Annotated in this window: 18 protein-coding genes; 13 read left to right on the top strand and 5 right to left on the bottom strand. The window is 70.7% G+C overall.

Going from position 1 to position 20,382, the window contains the following annotated elements; all coding sequences use genetic code 11:
- Positions 1–114: 114 nt before the first annotated feature.
- Together AB0B55_RS12855 and AB0B55_RS12850 are read right to left on the bottom strand one after the other, a co-directional pair.
- Complete coding sequence (locus AB0B55_RS12855; RefSeq protein ID WP_357171765.1) at positions 115–1,635, bottom strand: glycosyltransferase 87 family protein; 1,521 nt, start codon at positions 1,633–1,635, stop codon at positions 115–117.
- 196 nt (positions 1,636–1,831) lie between these two features.
- Positions 1,832–4,000, bottom strand: coding sequence for a transglycosylase domain-containing protein (locus AB0B55_RS12850; RefSeq protein WP_357171764.1), 2,169 nt, complete (start codon positions 3,998–4,000; stop codon positions 1,832–1,834).
- A gap of 4 nt (positions 4,001–4,004) precedes the next feature.
- Here AB0B55_RS12850 and AB0B55_RS12845 point away from each other — a divergent pair, with 4 nt between their 5' ends.
- A complete protein-coding gene (locus tag AB0B55_RS12845; protein WP_357171763.1) occupies positions 4,005–4,691 on the top strand; it encodes a hypothetical protein in 687 nt (228 codons plus the stop codon).
- 139 nt (positions 4,692–4,830) lie between these two features.
- Here AB0B55_RS12845 and AB0B55_RS12840 read toward each other — a convergent pair whose 3' ends face one another.
- Complete coding sequence (locus AB0B55_RS12840; protein WP_357131351.1) at positions 4,831–5,286, bottom strand: DUF5318 domain-containing protein; 456 nt, start codon at positions 5,284–5,286, stop codon at positions 4,831–4,833.
- Between the two features lie 175 nt (positions 5,287–5,461).
- Here AB0B55_RS12840 and AB0B55_RS12835 point away from each other — a divergent pair, with 175 nt between their 5' ends.
- A complete protein-coding gene (locus AB0B55_RS12835; RefSeq protein WP_355048596.1) occupies positions 5,462–6,100 on the top strand; it encodes a PadR family transcriptional regulator in 639 nt (212 codons plus the stop codon).
- A 23-nt stretch (positions 6,101–6,123) separates the two neighbouring features.
- The gene (locus AB0B55_RS12830; protein ID WP_357131347.1) at positions 6,124–7,203 is read left to right on the top strand and encodes an inositol-3-phosphate synthase; all 1,080 of its coding nucleotides are present in this window, start codon (positions 6,124–6,126) and stop codon (positions 7,201–7,203) included.
- Positions 7,204–7,350: 147 nt separating this feature from the next.
- Here AB0B55_RS12830 and AB0B55_RS12825 read toward each other — a convergent pair whose 3' ends face one another.
- Positions 7,351–7,830 carry a methylated-DNA--[protein]-cysteine S-methyltransferase gene (locus AB0B55_RS12825; protein ID WP_357171761.1) on the bottom strand — a complete coding sequence of 160 codons (480 nt, stop codon included), beginning with the start codon at positions 7,828–7,830 and terminating at the stop codon, positions 7,351–7,353.
- Between the two features lie 69 nt (positions 7,831–7,899).
- Between AB0B55_RS12825 and AB0B55_RS12820 the strand changes: the two genes are divergently transcribed.
- The 4 genes from AB0B55_RS12820 to AB0B55_RS12805 are packed head-to-tail and all read left to right on the top strand — an operon-like array spanning position 7,900 to position 11,614.
- On the top strand, positions 7,900–8,418 hold the full coding sequence (locus AB0B55_RS12820) for a SigE family RNA polymerase sigma factor (protein WP_357171759.1): 519 nt from the start codon (positions 7,900–7,902) through the stop codon (positions 8,416–8,418).
- Positions 8,415–9,527, top strand: a complete 1,113-nt coding sequence (locus AB0B55_RS12815) for a hypothetical protein (RefSeq protein ID WP_357171757.1) — start codon at positions 8,415–8,417, stop codon at positions 9,525–9,527. The genes AB0B55_RS12820 and AB0B55_RS12815 overlap by 4 nt, the downstream gene beginning before the upstream one ends.
- Positions 9,528–9,567: 40 nt before the next feature.
- On the top strand, positions 9,568–10,089 hold the full coding sequence (locus tag AB0B55_RS12810; protein WP_357131797.1) for a hypothetical protein: 522 nt from the start codon (positions 9,568–9,570) through the stop codon (positions 10,087–10,089).
- Positions 10,090–10,117: 28 nt separating this feature from the next.
- Positions 10,118–11,614, top strand: a complete 1,497-nt coding sequence (locus AB0B55_RS12805) for an SPFH domain-containing protein (RefSeq protein ID WP_357131335.1) — start codon at positions 10,118–10,120, stop codon at positions 11,612–11,614.
- 105 nt (positions 11,615–11,719) lie between these two features.
- Here AB0B55_RS12805 and AB0B55_RS12800 read toward each other — a convergent pair whose 3' ends face one another.
- Positions 11,720–13,180, bottom strand: a complete 1,461-nt coding sequence (locus AB0B55_RS12800) for a CCA tRNA nucleotidyltransferase (RefSeq protein WP_357131332.1) — start codon at positions 13,178–13,180, stop codon at positions 11,720–11,722.
- A gap of 126 nt (positions 13,181–13,306) precedes the next feature.
- Between AB0B55_RS12800 and murJ the strand changes: the two genes are divergently transcribed.
- The 6 genes from murJ (at position 13,307) to trxA (ending at position 20,243) form a co-directional block, all read left to right on the top strand.
- Entirely contained in the window at positions 13,307–15,064 is a 1,758-nt protein-coding gene (murJ, locus tag AB0B55_RS12795; RefSeq protein ID WP_357171755.1) for a murein biosynthesis integral membrane protein MurJ, read from the top strand.
- A 422-nt stretch (positions 15,065–15,486) separates the two neighbouring features.
- Positions 15,487–17,094: a protein kinase family protein gene (locus AB0B55_RS12790; protein WP_357131326.1), complete on the top strand. Its 1,608-nt coding sequence runs from the start codon at positions 15,487–15,489 to the stop codon at positions 17,092–17,094.
- 43 nt (positions 17,095–17,137) lie between these two features.
- Positions 17,138–17,830 (top strand): RNA polymerase sigma factor SigM, encoded by a 693-nt coding sequence (sigM, locus tag AB0B55_RS12785; protein WP_357131323.1) that lies wholly within the window; start codon positions 17,138–17,140, stop codon positions 17,828–17,830.
- Complete coding sequence (locus AB0B55_RS12780) at positions 17,827–18,762, top strand: hypothetical protein (protein ID WP_357171753.1); 936 nt, start codon at positions 17,827–17,829, stop codon at positions 18,760–18,762. The genes sigM and AB0B55_RS12780 overlap by 4 nt, the downstream gene beginning before the upstream one ends.
- Before the next feature lie 175 nt (positions 18,763–18,937).
- Complete coding sequence (trxB, locus tag AB0B55_RS12775) at positions 18,938–19,888, top strand: thioredoxin-disulfide reductase (protein WP_357131317.1); 951 nt, start codon at positions 18,938–18,940, stop codon at positions 19,886–19,888.
- 31 nt (positions 19,889–19,919) lie between these two features.
- Positions 19,920–20,243 (top strand): thioredoxin, encoded by a 324-nt coding sequence (trxA, locus tag AB0B55_RS12770; RefSeq protein ID WP_007453873.1) that lies wholly within the window; start codon positions 19,920–19,922, stop codon positions 20,241–20,243.
- The last annotated feature ends 139 nt before the right edge of the window (positions 20,244–20,382 follow it).

The following is a 20,382-nucleotide window of genomic DNA, read 5'->3' as shown; positions in this document are numbered from 1 at the left end:
GCTGGGGCGGTTTGCGGGGGAGCCCGCCCGGCTCCGGGCGGTCAGGCTTGATCCCTGCGCCGGGCGGGCTCCCCCGCAAACCTGACGTGGGTTCGGCGCGTCAGGTCCTGGGGATCAGGTGGCGGTGGCGGTGGCGGCGGCGGTTTCGGGCTCCAGGTCGGGATTGGTCGCGGGGCGGCGCCAGCGGTCCAGCCAGTGGGCGTCCGGTGCGCCGTCCAGTACGCCGCCGTCCGGGTCGTCGGCGTAGGTGGCGCGTACCGCGTCCTGCTCCGGGTGCAGGATCTCCCGCACGACAAGCACGCACAGGGTCACCACGGTCGCCAGCCGCAGCGTCGAGGCCAGCACGAACACCCCTTCGGGGAAGACGGGACGGCTGGTCGCCGCGCCCAGCAGCTCACCGTAGAAGGCCACGAAGTAGCAGACCTCGGCGAGTTGCCAGGCCAGGAAGGCACCCCACTTCGGCCGGGCCAGCACCACCAGCGGCAGCATCCAGAGCACGAACTGCTGGGACCAGACCTTGCTGAAGATGAGGAACGCGGCGACCACCAGGAAGGCGAGCTGGGCGAGCCGCGGCCGGCGCGGGGCCCGCAGCGCCAGCACCGCCACGCCGATGCAGGCCAGCCCGAACAGGGCGTACGAGATGGTGTTGAGGGTCGGGATGTTGGTGTTCAACCATTCGAACGGGCCCTGCTCGCCGGGGTCGTTGCCGACCTTGCCGTCGAGGTAGCGCCCGATGTACCAGAGCGTGCCCCAGTCGATCGGCCGAGTGGTGTTCAGCTCGAAGAACCGACCCCAGTTGTCCGGGTTGGCGCGGTAGGCCGGCAGGTTCACCAGCACCACGGCCACCACCGCCGCGCCGAGCACGGTGAGCGCGGCGCGGAGCCGGTTGGCCCGCAGCGCCAGGACGAGGATCGGCCCCAGCAGGAACAGCGGCCAGAGTTTCGCCGCGCCGGCCAACCCGAGCAGCACGCCGGCCACCACCGGTTGTCGCCGGGCCCAGGCCAACAGACCGAACGCCGCCAACCCGATGGCGAGCAGGTCCCAGTTGACGGTGGCGGTGAGCAGCAACGCCGGGGCGAGCGCGAACAGGGCGGCGTCCCAGGGTCGTCGTCGGCGCAACGCGAGGATCACCGCGACGGTGGCCACGGCGAGCGCGCCCAGCACGAGCGCGTTCAGGTTGTAGAACCACTGACCCTGGTTGATGCTCGGGTCCCCCTTGCCGATCGCGTGCACCGGCAGACCGAGGGCGCCCATGAAGTAGCCGGTGAGCACCGGGTACTCCACCGGGTGATCCCGGTAGGGCACCTTGCCCTCGTTGAGGCCCTCGGCGTAGTAGAGGGCGAGGACGTCCGTGTAGCAGAACCGGTTGTACTGGACGTTGTTCTGCCACGCGCCGTCCTGACACGGGGACTTCTGCACCCAGTGCAGCGCGAGCGTGAGGCAGGCCAGCGCCAGGACGATCCGGACGGCGGTCCAGAATCGTCGTTCCTGCCCGGCCGGCCGGTCCAGTGCCGTCGCGTGGTCGCCCAGCGGTCCGCCGATGGCGCCGGACAGGCCGCGAACGAACCCGTCGGAGCGGGACGGGTGGTCGGTGGTTCCGGCGTCGTCGATGCCGGGCGTCGACTGGGTGCTCATAGAGAGGCATCCTGCCGTACTCGCAGCGGTGCGTCATGTACTCGTCTACCCGTCGAGGTCACAACCCGCACCGTCGACAAGCGACAAGTGCCCGGTGCCACTACGTCAACCGCCGGCCGGACAGGTCGTCCGGCCGGCGGCGGCGGGTGCGCTGTGGCTCTTGTTCCAGGGTGCTCAGTGGCAGGTCGGGTGGCGGTTAACCGTTCGGACCGCCGGGACCACCGGGACCACCCGGCCCACCCGGGTTGTTCCCGCCGGGGTTGCCGTCGTTGCGGGGGCAGAACGGATTGGTCAGCGGGTCACACGGCTGCCCCGGCTGGCCGGGCTGACCCGGGGGCGGCGGCGGTGGCGCGGCCGGCTCCTTGCCGTTGCCCTTGGTGATGTCGCCCTCACCGGTGACGGTGGGCAGGGGGATCTCCTCCTGACCCTTGAGGGCGGTGTTCATGTACTTCTCCCAGATCGGGCCGGGAAGGGTCGAACCGCCGATGGGCTTACCGCTCGCGAGACGAATCTCGGGCTTCTTGATGTCCCGACTGCCCACCCAGACGGCCGTGGCGATCTGCGGGGTGTAGCCGACCGTCCAGGCGTGCGCGTTGTCCTTGCTGTTGTACTCCCAGGTGCCCGTCTTGGCGGCGGCCTGGCGGCCGCCTTCCAACGAGAGATTGTTGGGCGCGGGAATCTGCTTCAGGACCGCGGTGACCTCGTCGGTGACCTTCTTGTCGATCCGCTGCTCGGGCTTGATGCGCTCGCTGCCGACGACCTTCCACTTACCGTTGCTCTTGTCCTGCTGCTCCACCTTGATGACGAAGTGCGCCTTGATGTACTTGCCGTCATTGGCGAACGTCGCCATCGCGTTCGCGTGGTCGAACACGGTGAGCGGGTACTTGCCGAAACCGGTGTAGTTGTCGAACGGGTTCGGCCCCTTCTTCGACAGGTCGAACGCCTGCGGCGGGTCGACTCCCCACATGGTGGTCACGCCGGCCTTGTGCGCCATGTCGACCACCTTCTCGGCGCCGATCTCCTTGGTGACCCAGTAGAACGGCACGTTGTACGACTGGATCGTCGACTCTTCGAGGGTGCAGTACTTGCCGCACTTGAGATTGGTCCGGCCGGCGTTACCGATCGCGACCTTGGAACCCTCGGGCTTGTACGGCGTGGGGTCCCAGTGCGACTTCACCGAGATGCCCGCCTCGATCGCGGCGGCCAGGGTGTAGACCTTCATCGACGAGCCCGGAGCGTGACCACCGGCCAGGTCGCCGTTCTTGTCGGTGTTCTTGCCGGCGTAGTCGAAGTCGGCGCCACTGTCACCGCCGTAGTAGGCGAGCACCCGGCCCTTCTTCGGGTCGATCGAGACCACCGCCGCCATCAGGTTCTTGGGCTGGTCGTTGAGCTCCGAGCCCTTCTTCGACTGCATGGCGACGTTCTCGGCGGCCGTCTGGAGCTTCGGGTCGATGGTCGTGGTGATCCGGTAGCCGCCGTCGCGCAGCGCGTCGACACAGCTCGTCTTACCCTCCGCGCCGCTGTCGGAGCAGAGGCCCATCGCGTCCATCTCCTGACGGACGTAGTTGATGACGTTGCCCCGGGGGCTGTCGACGCCGAAGCCGTTGCCGCCCTTCTTCGGTGGCAGCACCTTCGGGTACGCGATCGGGGCGGCGGGGTCCAGCCACTTCTCCTTCTTCATCCCGTCGATCACGTAGTCCCACCGGGTCTTCGCGTCGGTCGGGTTGACCGCCGGGTCGTAACCCTTGTGGGTGTCGGTCGCCACCGGCTGCTTGATCAGCGCCGCCAGGACCGCGCCCTCGGCGGGCGTGAGCTTGATCGCCGGCTTGCCGAAGTACGTCTGTGCCGCGGCCTCGATGCCGTACGCGCCACGCCCGAAGTAGATGACGTTGAGGTAGTGCTGCATGATCTCCGGCTTGCTGTACGCGTCGTTCAGCTTGGAGGCGAGGATGGCCTCCTTGACCTTGCGGCCGTACGTGTCGTCCTGGAGATTCTCGAACGCGTTGCGGGCGTACTGCTGGGTGATCGTCGACGCGCCCTGCTTGTCACCGTTGGAGACGTTGTTCCAGGCGGCACGGACGATGCCCTTGTAGTCGACGCCGGAGTGCCGGTAGAAGTTCCGGTCCTCGGCTGCGGCCACCGCGTGCTGCACGTGCTCCGGAATCTGGTCGATGGTGACGAAGGTGCGGTTCTCGCTGCCCAGCCTGGCCAGTGTGGTCTTGCCGTCCTTGGCGTACACCGTGGTGGACAGCGGCAGCGGCAGTTCCTCGGGCATGACCACGTTTGTCGAGTAGTAGGTGAACCCGACCACGCCGGCACCGGCGAGCATGATGAAGACGGCGAACCCGGCGATCAGCAGGTTCATCCGCTTGCGCTTCTTGGCCCGCGCCGCCGCGGCGGGGTCACCCGCGCCGCGACCGCCCCGGCCACCGCGACCGGGCCCGTTCGGTCCGCCCGGGCCATTCGGACCGCCGGGACCACCCGGCCCGCCGGAGACCGGCGAGACGCTCGCCCGGGCGACCGCGGCACGGCCACCCACCGACGCGGAGCCGACACTGGCCCGGCCCGCCGAGGCGGCGCCGACGGCGGCGGTGCCCACCCGGGCCCGACCGGCGGGCGCTCCCGGCGCAGGGGACACCGGGACGGAGGCCCGTCCGGCGCCGGCGCGACCCGCGGCCGCACCCGGTGCCGGCGACACCGGCACCGAGGCCCGACCGCTGCGGCCGGGCGTGGCCGAGCCCACCGACGCGGATCCGGCGGCAGCGCCGGGGGGCGGCACGGAGGCCGAGCCACCGACCGACGCGCGACCGCCGGCGGCTCTCGGTGTCACCGAGGCCCGGCCGGGGGGCGCCGCGGGCTCCGCGGAGGACCAACCGCCCGCGCGGGAGTCACCGCCGGGTCTGCGGTACGCGTCGTCCGCGCCCGGTCCGGGGTCACCGTCCGGGCCCGGGTACTGGGCCCGACCGCGCGCGGAGCTGGGATCGCCGTACGAGTTCATTCTTCACACCCTGCCGGTCGCGGTGGGGCGCGACAGCGCCGCCACCGGGTTGCCGTGAGTTGCTTCACCCGGACCGCCGGCACGAGGGTGCCGGTTCGCCAGGGTCATTGCCGAATCAATCGGGCTAATCGGACCAACGAGTGGTCGGCCGTCCCGGGTCATGTCCCCAGCCCCGGAGCCGGTCCAACCCGCTGAGATCACCGTTGCGCCTCTCGCCTCCGCCGACCCACGCCTTCGGTGGCCGCGGCGTCCTGCCCGTCAGCGCCAACACCGTCGCCGTCGCCGGTGAGACCGTCCCGGCCGAGCAGGTACTGCTCGACGAGATGGTTCCAGTCACAGCCGAGGCACACCTCCACCACGAAGACCTGGAACTCACGTAGCGTCATCGCCAGTACGGGCAGCTCGGCGAGCGTCCGGGCCTGTCCGGCGGACTGCTTGAGTTCGTCCCCGTAAATGTAGTGGACCAGGGTCAGATTCTCGCTGCGACAGATGGGGCAGCGCAGGTCGGTCGGCTCACCGTGGAAGCGTGCAGCGTTCTTCAGGTACGGCGACGCGTCACACACGTCGTACGTACCGATGCGGCTGGCCATCAGCTCACGCAGCACTGCTCGCTTCTGAAGCGAGTAGTCGACGATCTGGCGCTGCGTACGCATGCGGTGAAGGGTACGCGGTCCGGCCCGACGAGGCGACCACGGTCACGATGCGTGACGGAAGCACCCCGGAACGGGGGTTTGCCCTGGCCGGCGGCAGCCGCTAACGTGCGATGTATCGGTCCGATACATCGCGGCGGTTACCGCTCCGCGCCGGAGGGTAAAGGGAGGGTGGCCCGTGCTCGAATTCGCCATCCTCGGCCTCCTGCAGGAGTCTCCGATGCACGGCTATGAGCTGCGCAAGGAGTTGACCGCCAAACTCGGCGCGATCCGGGCGGCGATCAGCTACGGCTCGCTCTACCCGACCCTGCGCAGGTTGCAGGCGGCGGGCTGGATCACCGAAGCCGCCGAGACACCCGCCACCGCCGAGGAGGTTCCCGCGCTGACCAGCCGACGAGGTCGGGTGGTCTACAAGATCACCGCGGAGGGCAAGGAACGCTTCGCCCAGCTCATCGCACAGGCCGGGCCCGAGACGTACGACGACACGGGTTTCGGTGTGCACTTCGCGTTCTTCGCCCGGACCGACCAGGCGACCCGCCTGCGCATTCTGGAGGGTCGCCGCCGCAAGATCGAGGAACGTCGTGAAGGCCTTCGCGACGTGCTGGGCCGGGCGGCCGAGCGCCTCGACGCTTACACCTTGGAACTGCAGCGCCACGGCCTGGACGCCTGTGAGCGTGAGGTCCGCTGGCTGGAGGAGCTCATTGCCAACGAGCGCTCCGGCCGAGCCCCGACGGTCCCCCACCTGGGGACAGCCGGTGGCCGACGAGAAGACAACAGCCCGCCTCCGCCTGGAGAGACCAGGAAAGAGCGGCCGTGACAGAAAAGAAGGAGGCAGACGCTATGGGCTCCGTCCGCGTCGCCATCGTCGGTGTGGGTAACTGCGCCTCGTCCCTGGTTCAGGGCGTCGAGTACTACCGCAACGCCGACCCGAACGACCGCGTCCCGGGTCTCATGCACGTCACCTTCGGCGACTACCACGTCTCTGACGTTGAGTTCGTCGCGGCGTTCGACGTCGACGCCAAGAAGGTGGGCATGGACCTCGCGGAGGCGATCGTCGCCAGCGAGAACAACACCATCAAGCTCTGCGACGTGCCGCCGACCGGCGTGTCCGTGCAGCGCGGCCCGACCTTCGACGGTCTGGGCCAGTACTACCGCGAGATCGTCGAGGAGTCCGACGCCACCCCGGTCGACGTGGCCCAGGCGCTGCGCGACGCGCAGGTCGACGTCGTCGTCTCCTACCTGCCGGTCGGCTCCGAGCAGGCCGACAAGTTCTACGCCCAGGCCGCGATCGACGCCGGTTGCGCGTTCGTCAACGCCCTGCCGGTCTTCATCGCCTCCGACCCCGAGTGGGCGCAGAAGTTCACCGACGCGGGCCTGCCGATCGTCGGCGACGACATCAAGAGCCAGGTCGGCGCGACCATCGTGCACCGCGCGCTCGCGAAGCTCTTCGAGGACCGCGGTGTCGAGCTGCTGCGCACGTACCAGCTCAACTTCGGCGGCAACATGGACTTCATGAACATGCTGGAGCGCAACCGCCTGGTCTCGAAGAAGATCTCGAAGACCCAGTCGGTGACCTCGCAGATCCCGCACGAGATGAGCAAGAGCGACGTGCACATCGGCCCGTCGGACCACGTGCCGTGGCTGGACGACCGCAAGTGGGCGTACATCCGCCTGGAGGGTCGCTCCTTCGGCGACACCCCGCTCAACGCCGAGCTGAAGCTCGAGGTGTGGGACTCGCCGAACTCGGCCGGTGTCATCATCGACGCCGTCCGGGCCGCGAAGATCGCGCTGGACCGCAAGATCGGCGGCCCGATCCTGTCGGCCTCGTCGTACTTCATGAAGTCCCCGCCGGTGCAGTACGCCGACCACGACGCCCACCAGGCCGTGGAGGAGTTCATCGCCGGCGAGGTCGAGCGCTGACCCGCTGAACAACCAGCACGGCCGAGGGTCGGGTCCGACAGGACCCGGCCCTCGCCGCGTTCGGGCACTGCCGGTGCGGCGATCGGTGGCAGCCCAGCAGCACCCTGTTCGGCGTGTCGCGTCGCTCAGCAGCCAACGATCAACGGGTCAGGACCAGGCCTGCCGCAGAGCCACGCCCGCCTCCAGCTCCAGCAACCTGACCTTGCGGGGCAGGCCGCCGCCGAAACCGACCAGCTTGCCGCCCGCGCCGACGATCCGGTGACACGGCACGATCACGGGGATCGGGTTGCGGTTGCAGGCCACCCCCACCGCCCGTGCCGCTCCGGGATCGCCGACCAGCCGCGCCACCTGGCCGTACGTCAGCGTCTCGCCGTACGGAATGCGAGTCATCTCCCGCCACACCGCCCGCTCGAACTCGGAGCCGCGCGGGGCCGACACGGGAACCGTGAACGCGGTCAACGCACCCGCGAAGTACGCCCGCAGCTCGGCCACGACCTGCCGGGACAGCGGATCGCCCGGCTCGTCGACGGCCGTGTCCACCCGACCGAAGTGGGCTCCGCACACACTCGTGCCATCGGTGGCCACGGAGAATTCCCCGATCGGCGAGTCGAGCACAGTCCAGCGCACAAACCCATTGTCCCCCGCGACGAGGCAAAGTTCCGCTGCCGTTCGGCGTCTGAACTACGGAGGTGGGCGGTGGCGGATGTCGACGGGGAGTTCACCACGTTCGTTGAGGAGCGGGGCGCCGCCCTGCTGCGCGTCGCGTACGCGCTGGCCGGGAACCAGCACGCGGCGGAGGATCTGCTGCAGAACGCGCTGGCGAAGGCGTACTCCCGCTGGCCGCGGATCAGGGGCGACGCCGAGCCGTACGTCAAACGCATCCTCTACCACGATCAGGTGTCCGGCTGGCGACGACGAGCGCGGCGCAGTGAGGTGCCCGTGGCCCAGGTGCCGGAGCTGGCGGCAGCCGACGACGACGGCAGCGAAACGGATCTGCGCCTGCTGCTGCTGGAGGCTCTGCGGGCGCTGCCGCCACGGCAACGGGCCGTGCTGACGCTGCGCTACCTGGAGGACCTGAGCGTCGAGCAGACCGCGGCACTCCTCGGCTGCCGGGCCGGAACGGTCGCCAGCCAGAGCTCCCGGGCGCTGGCCCGGCTCCGACGCCTGGTACCGGGGTTGGACGAGCTGACCGACCGCCCGGGGGTGACGCGATGACCACGCATCTGGACGAGATGCTCCGCCGGGCCGTCCGCGACCTCGCCAACGGCGCCGCACCCGCTCCGGGCCTCGCCGGCCAGGCGCTCAGCCGGGGTCGCCGGCTGCGCCGTCAGCGACGACTGGTCATCAGCGCGGCGGCAATGGTCGCGATCGTCGCGACGGCCGTGCCATTCGTGCTGCTCCGACCCCGACCGGCCCCGAACCCGGCGACGCCGCCCCCGACCGTGACTCCCTCACCCTCGATCACCTCGTCACCGTCGGTCCGGCCCGTCCCGGCAGCGAACTGGACCCTCACACCGCTGGTGCTGCCCGGCAACTGGGTGGTGACCCGGGCACAGTTCACCGGCGGTTCGGGCGGCGGATTCCTGCTCGACCGGAGCCGGGGCCGCTACGTGCCCACCGACCGCTACGACGGCATCTTTCCCGCACCTGCCGGGTCTCTGGTGGCGGTCATCGAGGAAGACCGTCCACGCGAGGTCGGCCTCGTCGACATGGCGACCGGGAAGACCCGCTGGCACGAGGTCGGCCGTGCGCTGAACCGCCCGACCTGGTCACCGGACGGTCGCCGCCTCCTGTTCACCACCACCGCGCTGGACCACTTCGGCTTCGTCGTGGTCGAGCGGAACGGCACGAAGCGTACCCACGAGGTGTCCCGGAAGAATTACTTCTGCACCGACCAGTGCTCCTTCGTCTGGACCCGGGACGGCCGGGAGGTGGCACTGCCACAGACCGCCCAGGGCAAGCCACGGTCCGAGGCGGTCCGGCACCCCCGAAGTGGCGTGCAGATGTTCTCCGCCGACGACGGACGACCGACCCGGTCGGAGCCGCTACCTGGCGATCCCGCCGGACCGTGGGCCTGGTCGCCGGACGGGCGCCTGGTCGTCGTGCAGGGCCAACAGGAGCCGCTGCTGGTGGAGACCGCCACCGGGCGGGTCGTCAATCCGCTGCCGGTCGCCGACGCCGCCTGGGTCGAAGACGACCGACTGCTCTACCGGCAGCCGTACCAGGGTGACGTCGTGCTGGCCGACACGACGGGGCGCGAACTCGTCCGCCAGCCGCTGCCCGAACAGCTGTCCGAGTTGGAGGTGAGCGTGGCGCCTCGTTGAGCCGATCGACCGTTCATCGGCGTTGCGCGGCGTCGATACCGTGCAGGTCGTGGCCACGGGGACGCTCATCTTTCTGATCATCGGTGGGGCCGGCGTCGCGGTGCTGGCGCTCGCCCTGCTCGGTAGCGGGCTGCTCCACTTCGGACACCCAGACGTGGACGGCCCGATCTCCACCGAGACGGTCGCCGGCTTCGCCGGAGCGTTCGGCTTCGGCGGAGCGATCGTGAACGAGTTGCTGGGTGCCCGTACCCCCGGGATGATCGCGGGCGCGGCGGCCGGCGGTGTGCTCGCGGCCGTGCCCACCGCGTGGCTGGCGTCGCGCTTCAGTCGGGCGGCGCGCAACATGCGCACCGACGCCACCCCCACCCGCGACGACCTGGTCGGCGCGCTCGGCCTGGTCGTCACGCCGGTACCCCTCAACGGGTACGGCGAGGTGCGGGTACGCGTCGCCGGCCAGCCGATCAAGCTCAACGCCCGCGCCGACCAGCCGATCCCGCTCGGCGCGCAGGTCTTCGTCGTGCAGGCGCTGAGTGAGACAAGCGTGCACGTCGAGACCTACTGATTCCTTCTCGTAGACAGGACCCCCCTTCATGCCCCTGTTGATAGCTGTCGTGGGCGCGGTCGTCCTCGCGCTCGTCCTGGTGTTGTTCGTGCTGTCCCGGATCAAGGTGGCCGGGCCGAATGAGGCATTCATCGTCACGGGCCGCAAGGGACGCACCACGCACACCGCCGACGGCGGCCGGTCGACCGACACCTCCGGGCAGAAGGTGGTGCTCGGCGCCTCGGTCTTCGTGCTCCCGGTGGTGCAGAAGCTCCAGTCGCTCGACCTGTCCAGCCGACGGATCGACGTCGGCATCCGGGGCGCGGTCAGCAAGCAGGGCATCCGTGCCGACCTGCACGGCGTGGCGATCGTCAAGGTCGGCGGCACCGAGGACGCGATCCGGGCGGCCGCCCAGCGGTTCCTGCACCAACAGGACGAGATCGACAATTTCACCCGGGAGGTGCTGGCGGGCGCGCTGCGTTCGATCGTCGGCCGGCTCACCGTCGAGGAGGTCATCCGGGACCGGGCGGCGTTCGCCAGCGCCGTGGCCGAGGAGGCCGAGCACTCGATGACCAACCAGGGTCTGGTGCTCGACACCTTCCAACTCCAGGACATCCTCGCCGAGGGCTCCTACCTGCAGGACCTGGGCCGCCCCGAGGCCGCCCGGGTGCTCAAGGACGCGGCCATCGCCGAGGCGCGGGCCCGGCAGCAGGCCGAGCAGGAGCGGCTGCTCGCCGAGGAGGCCATCGCCGAGGCGAACCGCAACCTGGCCCTCAAGCAGGCCGGCATCCAGGCGGAGATCGACGCGGCGAAGGCCAGGTCGGCCGCGGCCGGGCCGCTCGCCCAGGCGGAACGGGACCAGGCCATCCTCTCCGAGCAGCAGAAGGTGGCCGAGCGCAACGCCGAACTCAAGCAGCGCCAACTGGACACCGAGGTGCGCAAGCCGGCCGACGCCGCCCGGTACAAGGTGGAGCAGGAGGCCGAGGCGGCCCGCAACGCGGCGGTGCTCAGCGCGGACGCGCAGCGCCAGGCCGTCATCGCCGCCGCGCAGGCTTCCGCCGAGCAGGCGCGGCTCACCGGTGAGGGCGAGCGGGCCCGACGGGCGGCCCTCGCCGAGGCGAACGCGATCGAGGGCGCCAAGGAGGGTGAGGCCGAGCAGCGGCGGCGCTCCGCGATCGCCGAGGCCGTCGAGCGCGAGGGTCAGGCCGAGGCGGCGGCCATCCTGGCCCGGGGTGGGGCCGAGGCCGACGCGATGGCGCGCAAGGCCGAGGCGTTCGCCGCGTACGGCGAGGCCGCGGTGCTGGACCTGCTGGTCAAGGTCCTGCCGCAGGTCGTCGAGGCGGCCAGCGCTCCAATCGGGGCGATCGACAAGATGACGGTCATCTCCACCGACGGCGCGTCGTCGCTGACGAAGTCGGTGGCCGGCAACGTGGCGCAGGGTCTGCAGCTCGGCAGCGACCTCACCGGCATCGACCTGGCCGGCCTGCTGGCCCGCCTCGGCTCGGCATCCACGAACGGAGCAACCAAGCCCACCCTCGACGCCTGAGGCGTAAGGAAGGGCCCCCTGTTATCGCCTGGCGTTGTATAGGGGGCCCTTCCTTACGCTTTGGCGGCGTTCGGTGGGGCTCGGCGCGACCGGGGGTGGGGCAGATTAGGGGATCAGGCCTTCGGCGCGGGCCCAGCGGAGCAGCTCCGCCTCGGCGGCGTCGCGGTCCAGGGGGCCGTGCTCCAGGCGTTGTTCCTTGAGGTGCTTCCAGGCCCGCCCGACGATCGGCCCCGGAGGTACGCCGAGCAGCTCCATGATCGCGTTGCCGTCGAGGTCGGGGCGTACCCGGGCCAGATCCTCATCGGCGGCGATCCGGGCGATCCGCTCCTCCAGCGCGTCGTAGTCGGCGGCGAGCTGGGCCGCCTTACGACGGTTGCGGGTCGTGCAGTCCGAGCGGGTCAGCTTGTGCAGCCGGGGCAGCAGGTCACCGGCGTCGGCGACGTAACGGCGCACCGCCGAGTCGGTCCACTCGCCCCGGCCGTACCCGTAGAAGCGCAGGTGCAGCGCGACCAGCGCGGTCACCTTCGCGGTGATCTCCTTGGGGTACCGCATCGCCTTCATCCGGGCCTTGGTCAGCCGGGCGCCGACCACCTCGTGGTGGTGGAAACTGACCCGGCCGTCGGACCCGACGGCCTTCGTCGCCGGTTTGCCCGCGTCGTGCATGAGGGCGGCCATCCGCAGGACGAAGTCGCAGCCCTCCTCCTCGTAGGAGACCGCGTTCTCGACCACCGTCAGCGTGTGCTCGTAGACGTCCTTGTGCTGGGCGTGCTCGTCGATCTCCAGCTTCAGCCCGGTCAGCTCCGGCAGGAACCGTTCGGCCAGACCGGTGTCGACCAGCAGACGCAGCCCGGTGATCGGGTCCGCGCCGCAGAGCAGCTTGGTGAACTCGTCACGGATCCGCTCGGCGGTGATCCGGTCCAGGTCGGCGGCCATCTCGGTCATCGCGACGTGCACGTCCGGGTGGACGGCGAAGCGCAGTTGGGCGGCGAACCGGGCGGCCCGCAGCATGCGCAGCGGGTCGTCGCCGAAGGATTCCCGCGGGGTGCTGGGGGTACGGATGACCTGCGCCGAAAGGTCGGCCAGCCCACCGTGCGGATCGGTGAAGCGGTGGTCCGGCAGGCTGACCGCCATCGCGTTGATGGTGAAGTCGCGCCGCTTCAGGTCCTCGTCGAGGCTGGTGCCGTACACCACCACCGGGTTGCGGCTGACCTGGTCGTACGACTCGGCGCGGAAGGTGGTGACCTCCAGCCGGAGGCCGTCGCGCTGGGCGCCGATGGTGCCGAACTCGCGGCCGGTCTCCCAGATCGACTCGGCCCAGCCCTTGATGATCCGCAGCGTCTCGTCGGGGTGGGCGTCGGTGCAGAAGTCGAGGTCGTCGCCGAGTCGGCCGAGCAGCGCGTCGCGTACCGAACCGCCCACCAGGTGTAGCTCGTGGCCGGCACGGACGAAACGGCGGCCCAGCTCGTCGGCGACCGGGGAGACCCGGAGCAGTTCGGCGACGGCGTTGCGCTGCGCGGCGGTGAGGTCGCGGCGGTCGGCGGCGTGGGGAGCGGAGGCTTCGGACATGGGATCGCCAGCCTATCGGGCCGGGGTGTGATCCGATCCGCCGGGCGCGGGTAACGGGTGCGGGTTGACTAAGGTCTGTGACGTGCGGGTCGGTGCCCGGCTCGACGTACCCCTGGGAGGCTGGAGATGAGCGGCGGGCTCTACCGCAGCGCGAACGCCGCGCGGGACGGTGGTGCGGGAGCCAACATCCGCCCCTCCGACGGCGCCACCTTCATCTCCGCCGAGCCGCTGAACCAGCCGGCCATGGAGTCGACCGCTCCGCCGCAGGAACAGGTGGGCGAGACGAGCGCTGCGGCCAACAGCGCGGTGATGGCGATCGGGAGCCTGGTCAGCCGGGGTACGGGCTTCCTGCGCACGCTCGCGCTGACCGCCGCGCTCGGCGGCGCGCTGGTGGGTGACGCCTACACGACCGCCCAGATCCTGCCCGGGATGGTGTACGAGTTCCTGCTCGGCGGCATCCTCACCAGTGTCCTGATCCCGGTGCTGGTCCGCCGCCGCAAGATCGACAGCGACGGCGGACAGGCGTACGCCCAGCGGTTGCTGACCCTCGCGGTGCTGGCGCTGGCCGCGGCGGCGCTGGTGGCGGTGGCCTTCGCCTCCGTGCTGACCTCGCTCTACGCCAGCAAGAAGACCGGGGCGGACTTCCGGGATCTGGTCACGGCGCTGTCGTACCTGATGTTGCCGATGATCTTCTTCACCGGTCTCAGCGCCCTGATCAGCGCGGTGCTCAACACCCGGGGGCACTTCGCCGCGCCGATGTGGGCGCCGATCCTGAACAACATCGTGGTGATCGCCACGGCGGGCCTCTACATCGCGATCTTCGGCGCGACGATCGTCAAGCCGGACGAGATGACCACCGGCCGGATCCTGCTGATCGGCGGCGGCACCCTGGTCGGTGTCGCCATCCAGGCCGCCGGACTGCTGCCGGCCCTGCGCAAGGTCGGCTTCCGCTGGAAGCTCCGATTCGACTTCCGCACCCTCGGACTGCGTGAGCTGGGCCGCCTCGGCGGCTGGATGTTCTGCTACGTCGCGGTCAGCCAGGTCGGCCTGATCGTGCTGTTCAACCTGCTGAACAGGGCGGGCAAGGAGAACGCCGCCGGTCCGCTGATCTACAACAACGTGTTCCTGCTGCTGATGATGGCGCACGGCATCATCGCCGTCTCGATCATCACGGCGTTGATGCCCCGGATGAGCGCGGCGGCCGCCGACGGCCGCTACGCCGACGTCGCCGCCGACCTGTCCCGGGGCACCCGCACGGTCTCGGCGGTGCTCGCCCCGATCGCGGTCTGCTACGCGGTGCTGGCCACCCCGCTGGCCGTGACGCTGTTCCGGTACGGCGCGTTCACCGACGAGAACGCCGCCGACACCTCACTGGTGCTGCTCCTCGCGGCCCTGGCACTGGTGCCGTTCGCGATCAGCCAGCTCTTCACCTTCGCCTTCTACGCCCTGCCGGACACCCGCACCCCGGCGCTGATCAACATTCCCGTGGTCGCGCTGCGGATCGGCGTGCAGGTGGTGCTCTACGTCGCCTTCGCCGCGCACTTCGCGGCGGCCGGGATGATGATCGGTAACGCCGTGTCCTACCTGGCGGCGGCGTTCGCCTCCGCGTGGCTGCTGCGCCCCCGGATCGGCCGGATCGGGATGGGCGCCATCCTGCGTACGCTCGGCCGGGTCCTCGTGGCCGCGTTGGGGGCCGCCCTGGTCGGCCTGCTCGTGGTGAGCCTGCTGCCCGGCGGCGACACGCCGAGCTGGATACAGGCCGTCCTTCAGCTCGTGATCGGTGGCGCCGTGATCGGCGGGACCTACCTCGGGCTCGCCATGGCGCTGCGGATCGGAGAGATCACCGAGGTTGTCGGCATGGTCCGTCGGCGTCTCGGTCGTTGAGCCGCACCCACAGTCTCGGCCACACGGAACGTGACCGGCGATCACCAGCCTGGGGATGTCCCTGTGGATAACTCCGCGATTCACCGGTCAGCCGCCGGATCGGCCTGTGGATAACCAGCCGTACGGCTGAGCGTGGGCGTCCGATCGGCGGGAAACCGGCTGGTGGACGAGGGCGGCACGCCCGGCCCGGCCCCGACGTCGGTCACTTGTGGTGAAGCCGTAGATTAGCTAGTACATGTGCCAGCAACGTGGCTGACAACGGTCGTAACCGGACGACTTCCCCGATCCCCGGCACCCCGCCGGGTACGGCAAGAAGATGACATGTCGGGGAGACGGGCAACCCGGGTAAGGTCGCTCTCGACGGGTACGGCAGGCGCCGACACCGGTTGGCCGGTTCCTTCAACGGCAGAGCGGGAAGCCACATGCCCAGCAGTACGGGTCCATCGATCGACACGATCACCGAGGGAGGACGGGTGACCCAGGTCGGCGAGGGTCAGGAGGCGGACGAGAGCGCTCCTCCGATCATGACCTTCGGTGCTCCCACGGCCGGTGAGATCCTCGCCGAGCGTTACGAGCTGGTCGAGCACATCAACAACGACAGCGCGGGTCGGCTGGTCTGGCGCGGGGTCGACGTCATCCTGCGCCGCCCTGTCGCGGTGGTGCTGCGCTACCCGGGTGGCGACTCCGCCACCGAGATGCTTCAGGCGGCCGTCGCGGCCAGCCGGGTCATCCACCCCAACCTCGTCGGCGTGTACGACGCCATCGACGAGGCCGAGCGGGCGTACGTGGTCCGCGAGTGGGTGGACGGGCAGTCGCTGCGCGATCTGGCCGCCGATGGTCCGCTGGACCCGGCTCGCGCCACCGCTGTCGGCAACGCCGTCGCCAGCGCGCTGGCCGCGGTGCACGCCACCGGCATGGTGCACGGCAACGTCCACCCCGGCACCGTCATGATCAGCGATGATGGCCGCGTGGTCCTGGCCGACGCCCGCACCGACGGCGACGACAGCCAGGAGAGCGACATCCGGGCGGTCGGCGGCGTCCTCTACTTCGCGCTGACCGGTCACTGGCCGCACACCGAGGCGCCGCTGCGCGGGGCCACCGCCGGTCACGGGCGGGCCGCCATCCCCGACGCCGTCCGGGACGCCGGAGCCGCCCTCGCGGCGCCCCGCCAGGTGCGGGCCGGTGTGCCCGCGTACCTGGACGACCTGACGATGGACCTGCTCGACGCCGACATCGCGCCGCCGTCGTCCGACGTGCTGGCGGCCGAGTTGGCCCGGCTGGACGTGCCGGCCGAGGAGGAGCACTACCTCGACAACGGCGGGCCGCTGCGGTTCACCGCCGAGACCGGGGAAGAGCCGTCGCCGCTGGCCGCCGCGGGCGGTCGCAAGGTCGCCATCGGCATCGCCGGTCTGCTGGCGGTCGCGCTGGTCGGCCTGCTCATCGGCATCAGCGCGCTCGGCGGTGACGACAAGGACCCGCAGGAGACCGCCGGGGCGACGCCGAGTGCCAGCGCTCCGGCCGGCGAGGCCACCCCGGCCGCCGCCACGGTGCGCAATCTCAAGGTGCAGGACATCCGGATCATCGACCCGGACAGCGCCCCGCGGGACGAGCTCGACGGCGCCAAGAAGATGACCGATGGCGACAACGACAAGGGTTGGGAGACCGACCGCTACCCGAACGCCACGTACGGCAACCTCAAGTCCGGCATGGGTGTCTGGCTCGACCTGGGCGCCCCGCACACGGTGAAGTCGGTACAGGCCGTGCTCTCCGGTCGAGGCGCCACCGCGAAGCTGCTCGCCGGCACGACGACCTACCCGGCGACCTCCAACGGCGACAAGTCGATGGTGTCGAACTACAAGACGGAGATCGGTGTCCTCAAGGAGCACGACGGCACCACGATGACCTTCAACGGTTTCGACGCCGACCAGAAGTACCGGTACCTGCTGCTCTGGTTCACCGAGTTGCCGCCCAACGGCGACGACGGCGGCTTCAAGCTGGGAGTGCAGGAGATCACGGTCCAGGGTTCGTGAGCCGCACGGCACGCCCCGGACACCGCATCAGCCGGACGCGGTGATGGACGGGCGCGACGCGGCAACGGATCTGGAGCTGCTGCGCGCCCACGTCGCCGGCGACCGGGACGCCTTCGCGGCCCTGTTCCACCGGCACCGCGATCGGCTCTGGGCGGTGGCCCTGCGGACCCTCGGCGACCGTGAGGAGGCCGCCGACGCGCTCCAGGACGCCCTGCTGTCGGCGCACCGCGCGGCGGCCCGCTTCCGTGGTGACTCCGCCGTCACCACGTGGCTGCACCGGATCGTGGTGAACGCCTGCCTGGACCGCATCCGCCGCCGGCAGGCGCACCCCACGGTGCCGCTGCCCGACGGCAACCGGGCCGACGGGTCGGGCACCGGCGGCGTCGAGCCGGCCGCGCCCGTGCAGGACCACGACACCGCGCTCGTCGTTCGCGCGGCGCTCGCCGCGCTTCCGGTCGAGCAGCGGGCCGCCCTGGTACTGGTGGATGTGCAGGGCTACCCGGTGGCCGAGGTGGCCCGCATCCTCGGGGTCGCCGAGGGGACGGTGAAGAGCCGGTGCGCCCGGGGCCGGGCCCGGTTGGCGGTGCTGCTCGGGCACCTCCGCCCCCCGCCGACGCGCCCCGGACCGGTCGAACCGGACGTGCCCGACGTCACGACGGGGAACCCACGCCCGGCCGAGGGCGTCGGATCGGGGTCGGTTCGCATCCGGCAGGACGCCAATCAGGAGGACACGTGACGACCGAGGAGTTCCGGGAGGTCGACGCCGACCTGCTCGCTGACTACCTCGGCGGAGCGTTGGACGGCACCCCGCAGCAGGCCCGGATCGCCGAACTGGTGTCCACGGACCCGGCCTGGGCTGAGGCGTACGCGCTGCTGGCCTCCGCGGTGACGCAGGTCCGCAGCGACCTGACCCGGTGGGCCGAGCCCGCACCGGAGCTGCCGTCCGCCGTGGCCGAACGAATCGCCGCCGCGCTGGTGGCGGCGGACACCCCGCCGGCCGACGCCACACCGGTGACCGTGCCGGCGCAGGGTGGACGTCGGCCCACCACCTCGTTCCCCGCCGAGTCGGGGCGCGGCCCCACCGGCCCGGGTCGTCGGCGGCGTCGCTGGGTCCGCGCCGCCACCCCGGTGGCCGTCGCGGCCGCCGCCGTCGTCGCGGTCGGTCTGGGGCTCAGTCACCTCTCGACCAACACCGCGGACAGCGGTGCCATGGAGCGTCCGGTCAACGCGCCTCGTGACCTCGCCGCCGGCGAGACGGTCCGCACGTCCGGCCCGACCCTGCACAGCGGCACCGACTACACCCCGCAGAGCCTCGGCGGCACGCCGAGCCCGTCGTCCCCGTTGCTGGGTTCGAGCGGCAGTGGCCCCCGTGAGCAGCCCGGGGCGGACACCGGAGGTGAGCGACGACCTTCCCCCGACGGGTCGAATCAGCTCGCCCGGCTCACCACCGAGGCCGCGTTGAGCACGTGCCTGTCGTCCGTGGCGGCGGAGCACGGCTCGGGTCCACTCGCCGTCGAAATGATCGACTACGCGCGGTTCCAGGGCGAGCAGGCGCTCGTCATCCGGTTCACCGACGCGACCGGATCGCGCTGGGCCTGGGTGAGCGGCGCCGAGTGCGGCGTACCCGGGTCCGGCTCGGACAGCCGGTATTCCGCGCGGGTAGGGTGAATCCGCAGCACGATGAGCGTCCACGTGACCTGACCCACCGGTTGCCCGGTTCGGGAATCCCCGCTTCGTACGATGACGTTCTGGAAGTCAGCTGCCGGCACCCCCCAGGCGTCGGCACTCGGATCAGCATCGGTGCGCGCGCCGACGCCGAACACACACAACTCGGGAGACGGCAGTGGACGAGGTCCGCAACCTGATCATCATCGGCTCCGGCCCGGCCGGTTACACGGCGGCGGTCTACGCGGCGCGCGCCAACCTCAAGCCGCTGATCATCGAGGGCTCGCAATCCGGCGGCGCGCTGATGACCACGACCGAGGTGGAGAACTTCCCCGGCTTCGCCGACGGCATCCTCGGCCCCGAGCTGATGGACAACATGCGCAAGCAGGCCGAGCGGTTCGGCGCCGAGTTCCTGACCGACGACGTGACGCGGGTCGAGCTGGTCGACACCGGCGACGCCGGCTCGGGCGCGACGAGCACCGTGTGGGTCGGCGAGACCGCCTACCGCGCCCGCGCCGTGATCCTCTCCACCGGTTCGGCCTGGCGTCCGCTGGGCGTGCCGGGCGAGCAGGAGTACCTGGGCCACGGTGTTTCCTCGTGCGCCACCTGTGACGGCTTCTTCTTCCGCAACCAGCACATCGTCGTCGTCGGCGGTGGTGACTCGGCGATGGAGGAGGCCAGCTTCCTCACCCGCTTCGCCGACTCGGTGACCATCATCCACCGACGCGACTCCTTCCGGGCCAGCAAGATCATGGCCGACCGGGCGCTGAGCAACGAGAAGATCAAGGTCGAGTGGAACAGCACCGTCGAAGAGGTCCTGGGCGCTGACGGCAAGGTCACCGGCGTACGGGTCCGCAACGTACACAGCGGCGAGACCAAGGTGCTGGACGTGACCGGCGTGTTCGTGGCCATCGGCCACGACCCCCGCAGTGAGCTGTTCCAGGGCCAGGTCGAGCTGGACGACGAGGGCTACGTGAAGGTCCAGGCCCCCAGCACCCGGACGAGCGTGCCCGGCGTCTTCGCCGCCGGTGACGTGGTCGACCACACCTACCGCCAGGCGATCACCGCGGCCGGCACCGGCTGTGCCGCCGCGCTCGACGCCGAGCGGTTCATCGCGACGCTCAGCTGAAACAGGAAACACATCCCGGAGGAGGGCAATAGTGGGAAATACCAAGGCGGTCACGGACGCGAGTTTCGTCGCCGACGTGCTGCAGGCCGACAAGCCGGTGCTGGTGGACTTCTGGGCCGAGTGGTGCGGGCCGTGCCGTAAGGTGTCGCCGCTGCTCGAGGAGATCGCGGGCGAGATGGGCGACCAGGTCACCATCGTGAAGCTCAACATCGACGAGAACCCGGAGACCGCCCGGGCCTACCGGGTCATGTCGGTGCCGACCCTCACCGTCTTCAAGAACGGCCAGCCCGTGCAGTCGATCGCCGGCGCCAAGCCGAAGGGTGAGCTGGTCCGGCTCATCGAGTCGGCCCTCTGATCAGCGCAGACACCACCGAACCCCGTGCCCGCTCGTCGGGTGCGGGGTTCGGTGTTTTTCCCGGCCCGAGCCCGTCACCGGTCCGGAACGCATAGCCTCAAGCTCAGGGCCGCCGCCCGGCCAGCCAGACTCGTGCAGA

Origin of the sequence: Micromonospora sp. NPDC049107 (genome assembly GCF_040648595.1) — a bacterium.
Taxonomy (GTDB): Bacteria; Actinomycetota; Actinomycetes; order Mycobacteriales; family Micromonosporaceae; genus Micromonospora.
The sequence above is the reverse complement of the archived record's forward strand: the minus strand, read 5'-3'. Positions and strand labels throughout refer to the sequence as shown.

Bases quoted from the DNA above. Each gene is read 5' to 3' on its own strand.
- AB0B55_RS12855 (WP_357171765.1), bottom strand. From the start codon at position 1,635: ATGAGCACCCAGTCGACGCCCGGCATCGACGACGCCGGAACCACCGAC.
- AB0B55_RS12850 (WP_357171764.1), bottom strand. From the start codon at position 4,000: ATGAACCTGCTGATCGCCGGGTTCGCCGTCTTCATCATGCTCGCCGGT.
- AB0B55_RS12840 (WP_357131351.1), bottom strand. From the start codon at position 5,286: ATGCGTACGCAGCGCCAGATCGTCGACTACTCGCTTCAGAAGCGAGCA.
- AB0B55_RS12830 (WP_357131347.1), top strand. From the start codon at position 6,124: ATGGGCTCCGTCCGCGTCGCCATCGTCGGTGTGGGTAACTGCGCCTCG.
- AB0B55_RS12815 (WP_357171757.1), top strand. From the start codon at position 8,415: ATGACCACGCATCTGGACGAGATGCTCCGCCGGGCCGTCCGCGACCTC.
- AB0B55_RS12805 (WP_357131335.1), top strand. From the start codon at position 10,118: ATGCCCCTGTTGATAGCTGTCGTGGGCGCGGTCGTCCTCGCGCTCGTC.
- AB0B55_RS12800 (WP_357131332.1), bottom strand. From the start codon at position 13,180: ATGTCCGAAGCCTCCGCTCCCCACGCCGCCGACCGCCGCGACCTCACC.
- murJ (WP_357171755.1), top strand. From the start codon at position 13,307: ATGAGCGGCGGGCTCTACCGCAGCGCGAACGCCGCGCGGGACGGTGGT.
- AB0B55_RS12790 (WP_357131326.1), top strand. From the start codon at position 15,487: ATGCCCAGCAGTACGGGTCCATCGATCGACACGATCACCGAGGGAGGA.
- sigM (WP_357131323.1), top strand. From the start codon at position 17,138: ATGGACGGGCGCGACGCGGCAACGGATCTGGAGCTGCTGCGCGCCCAC.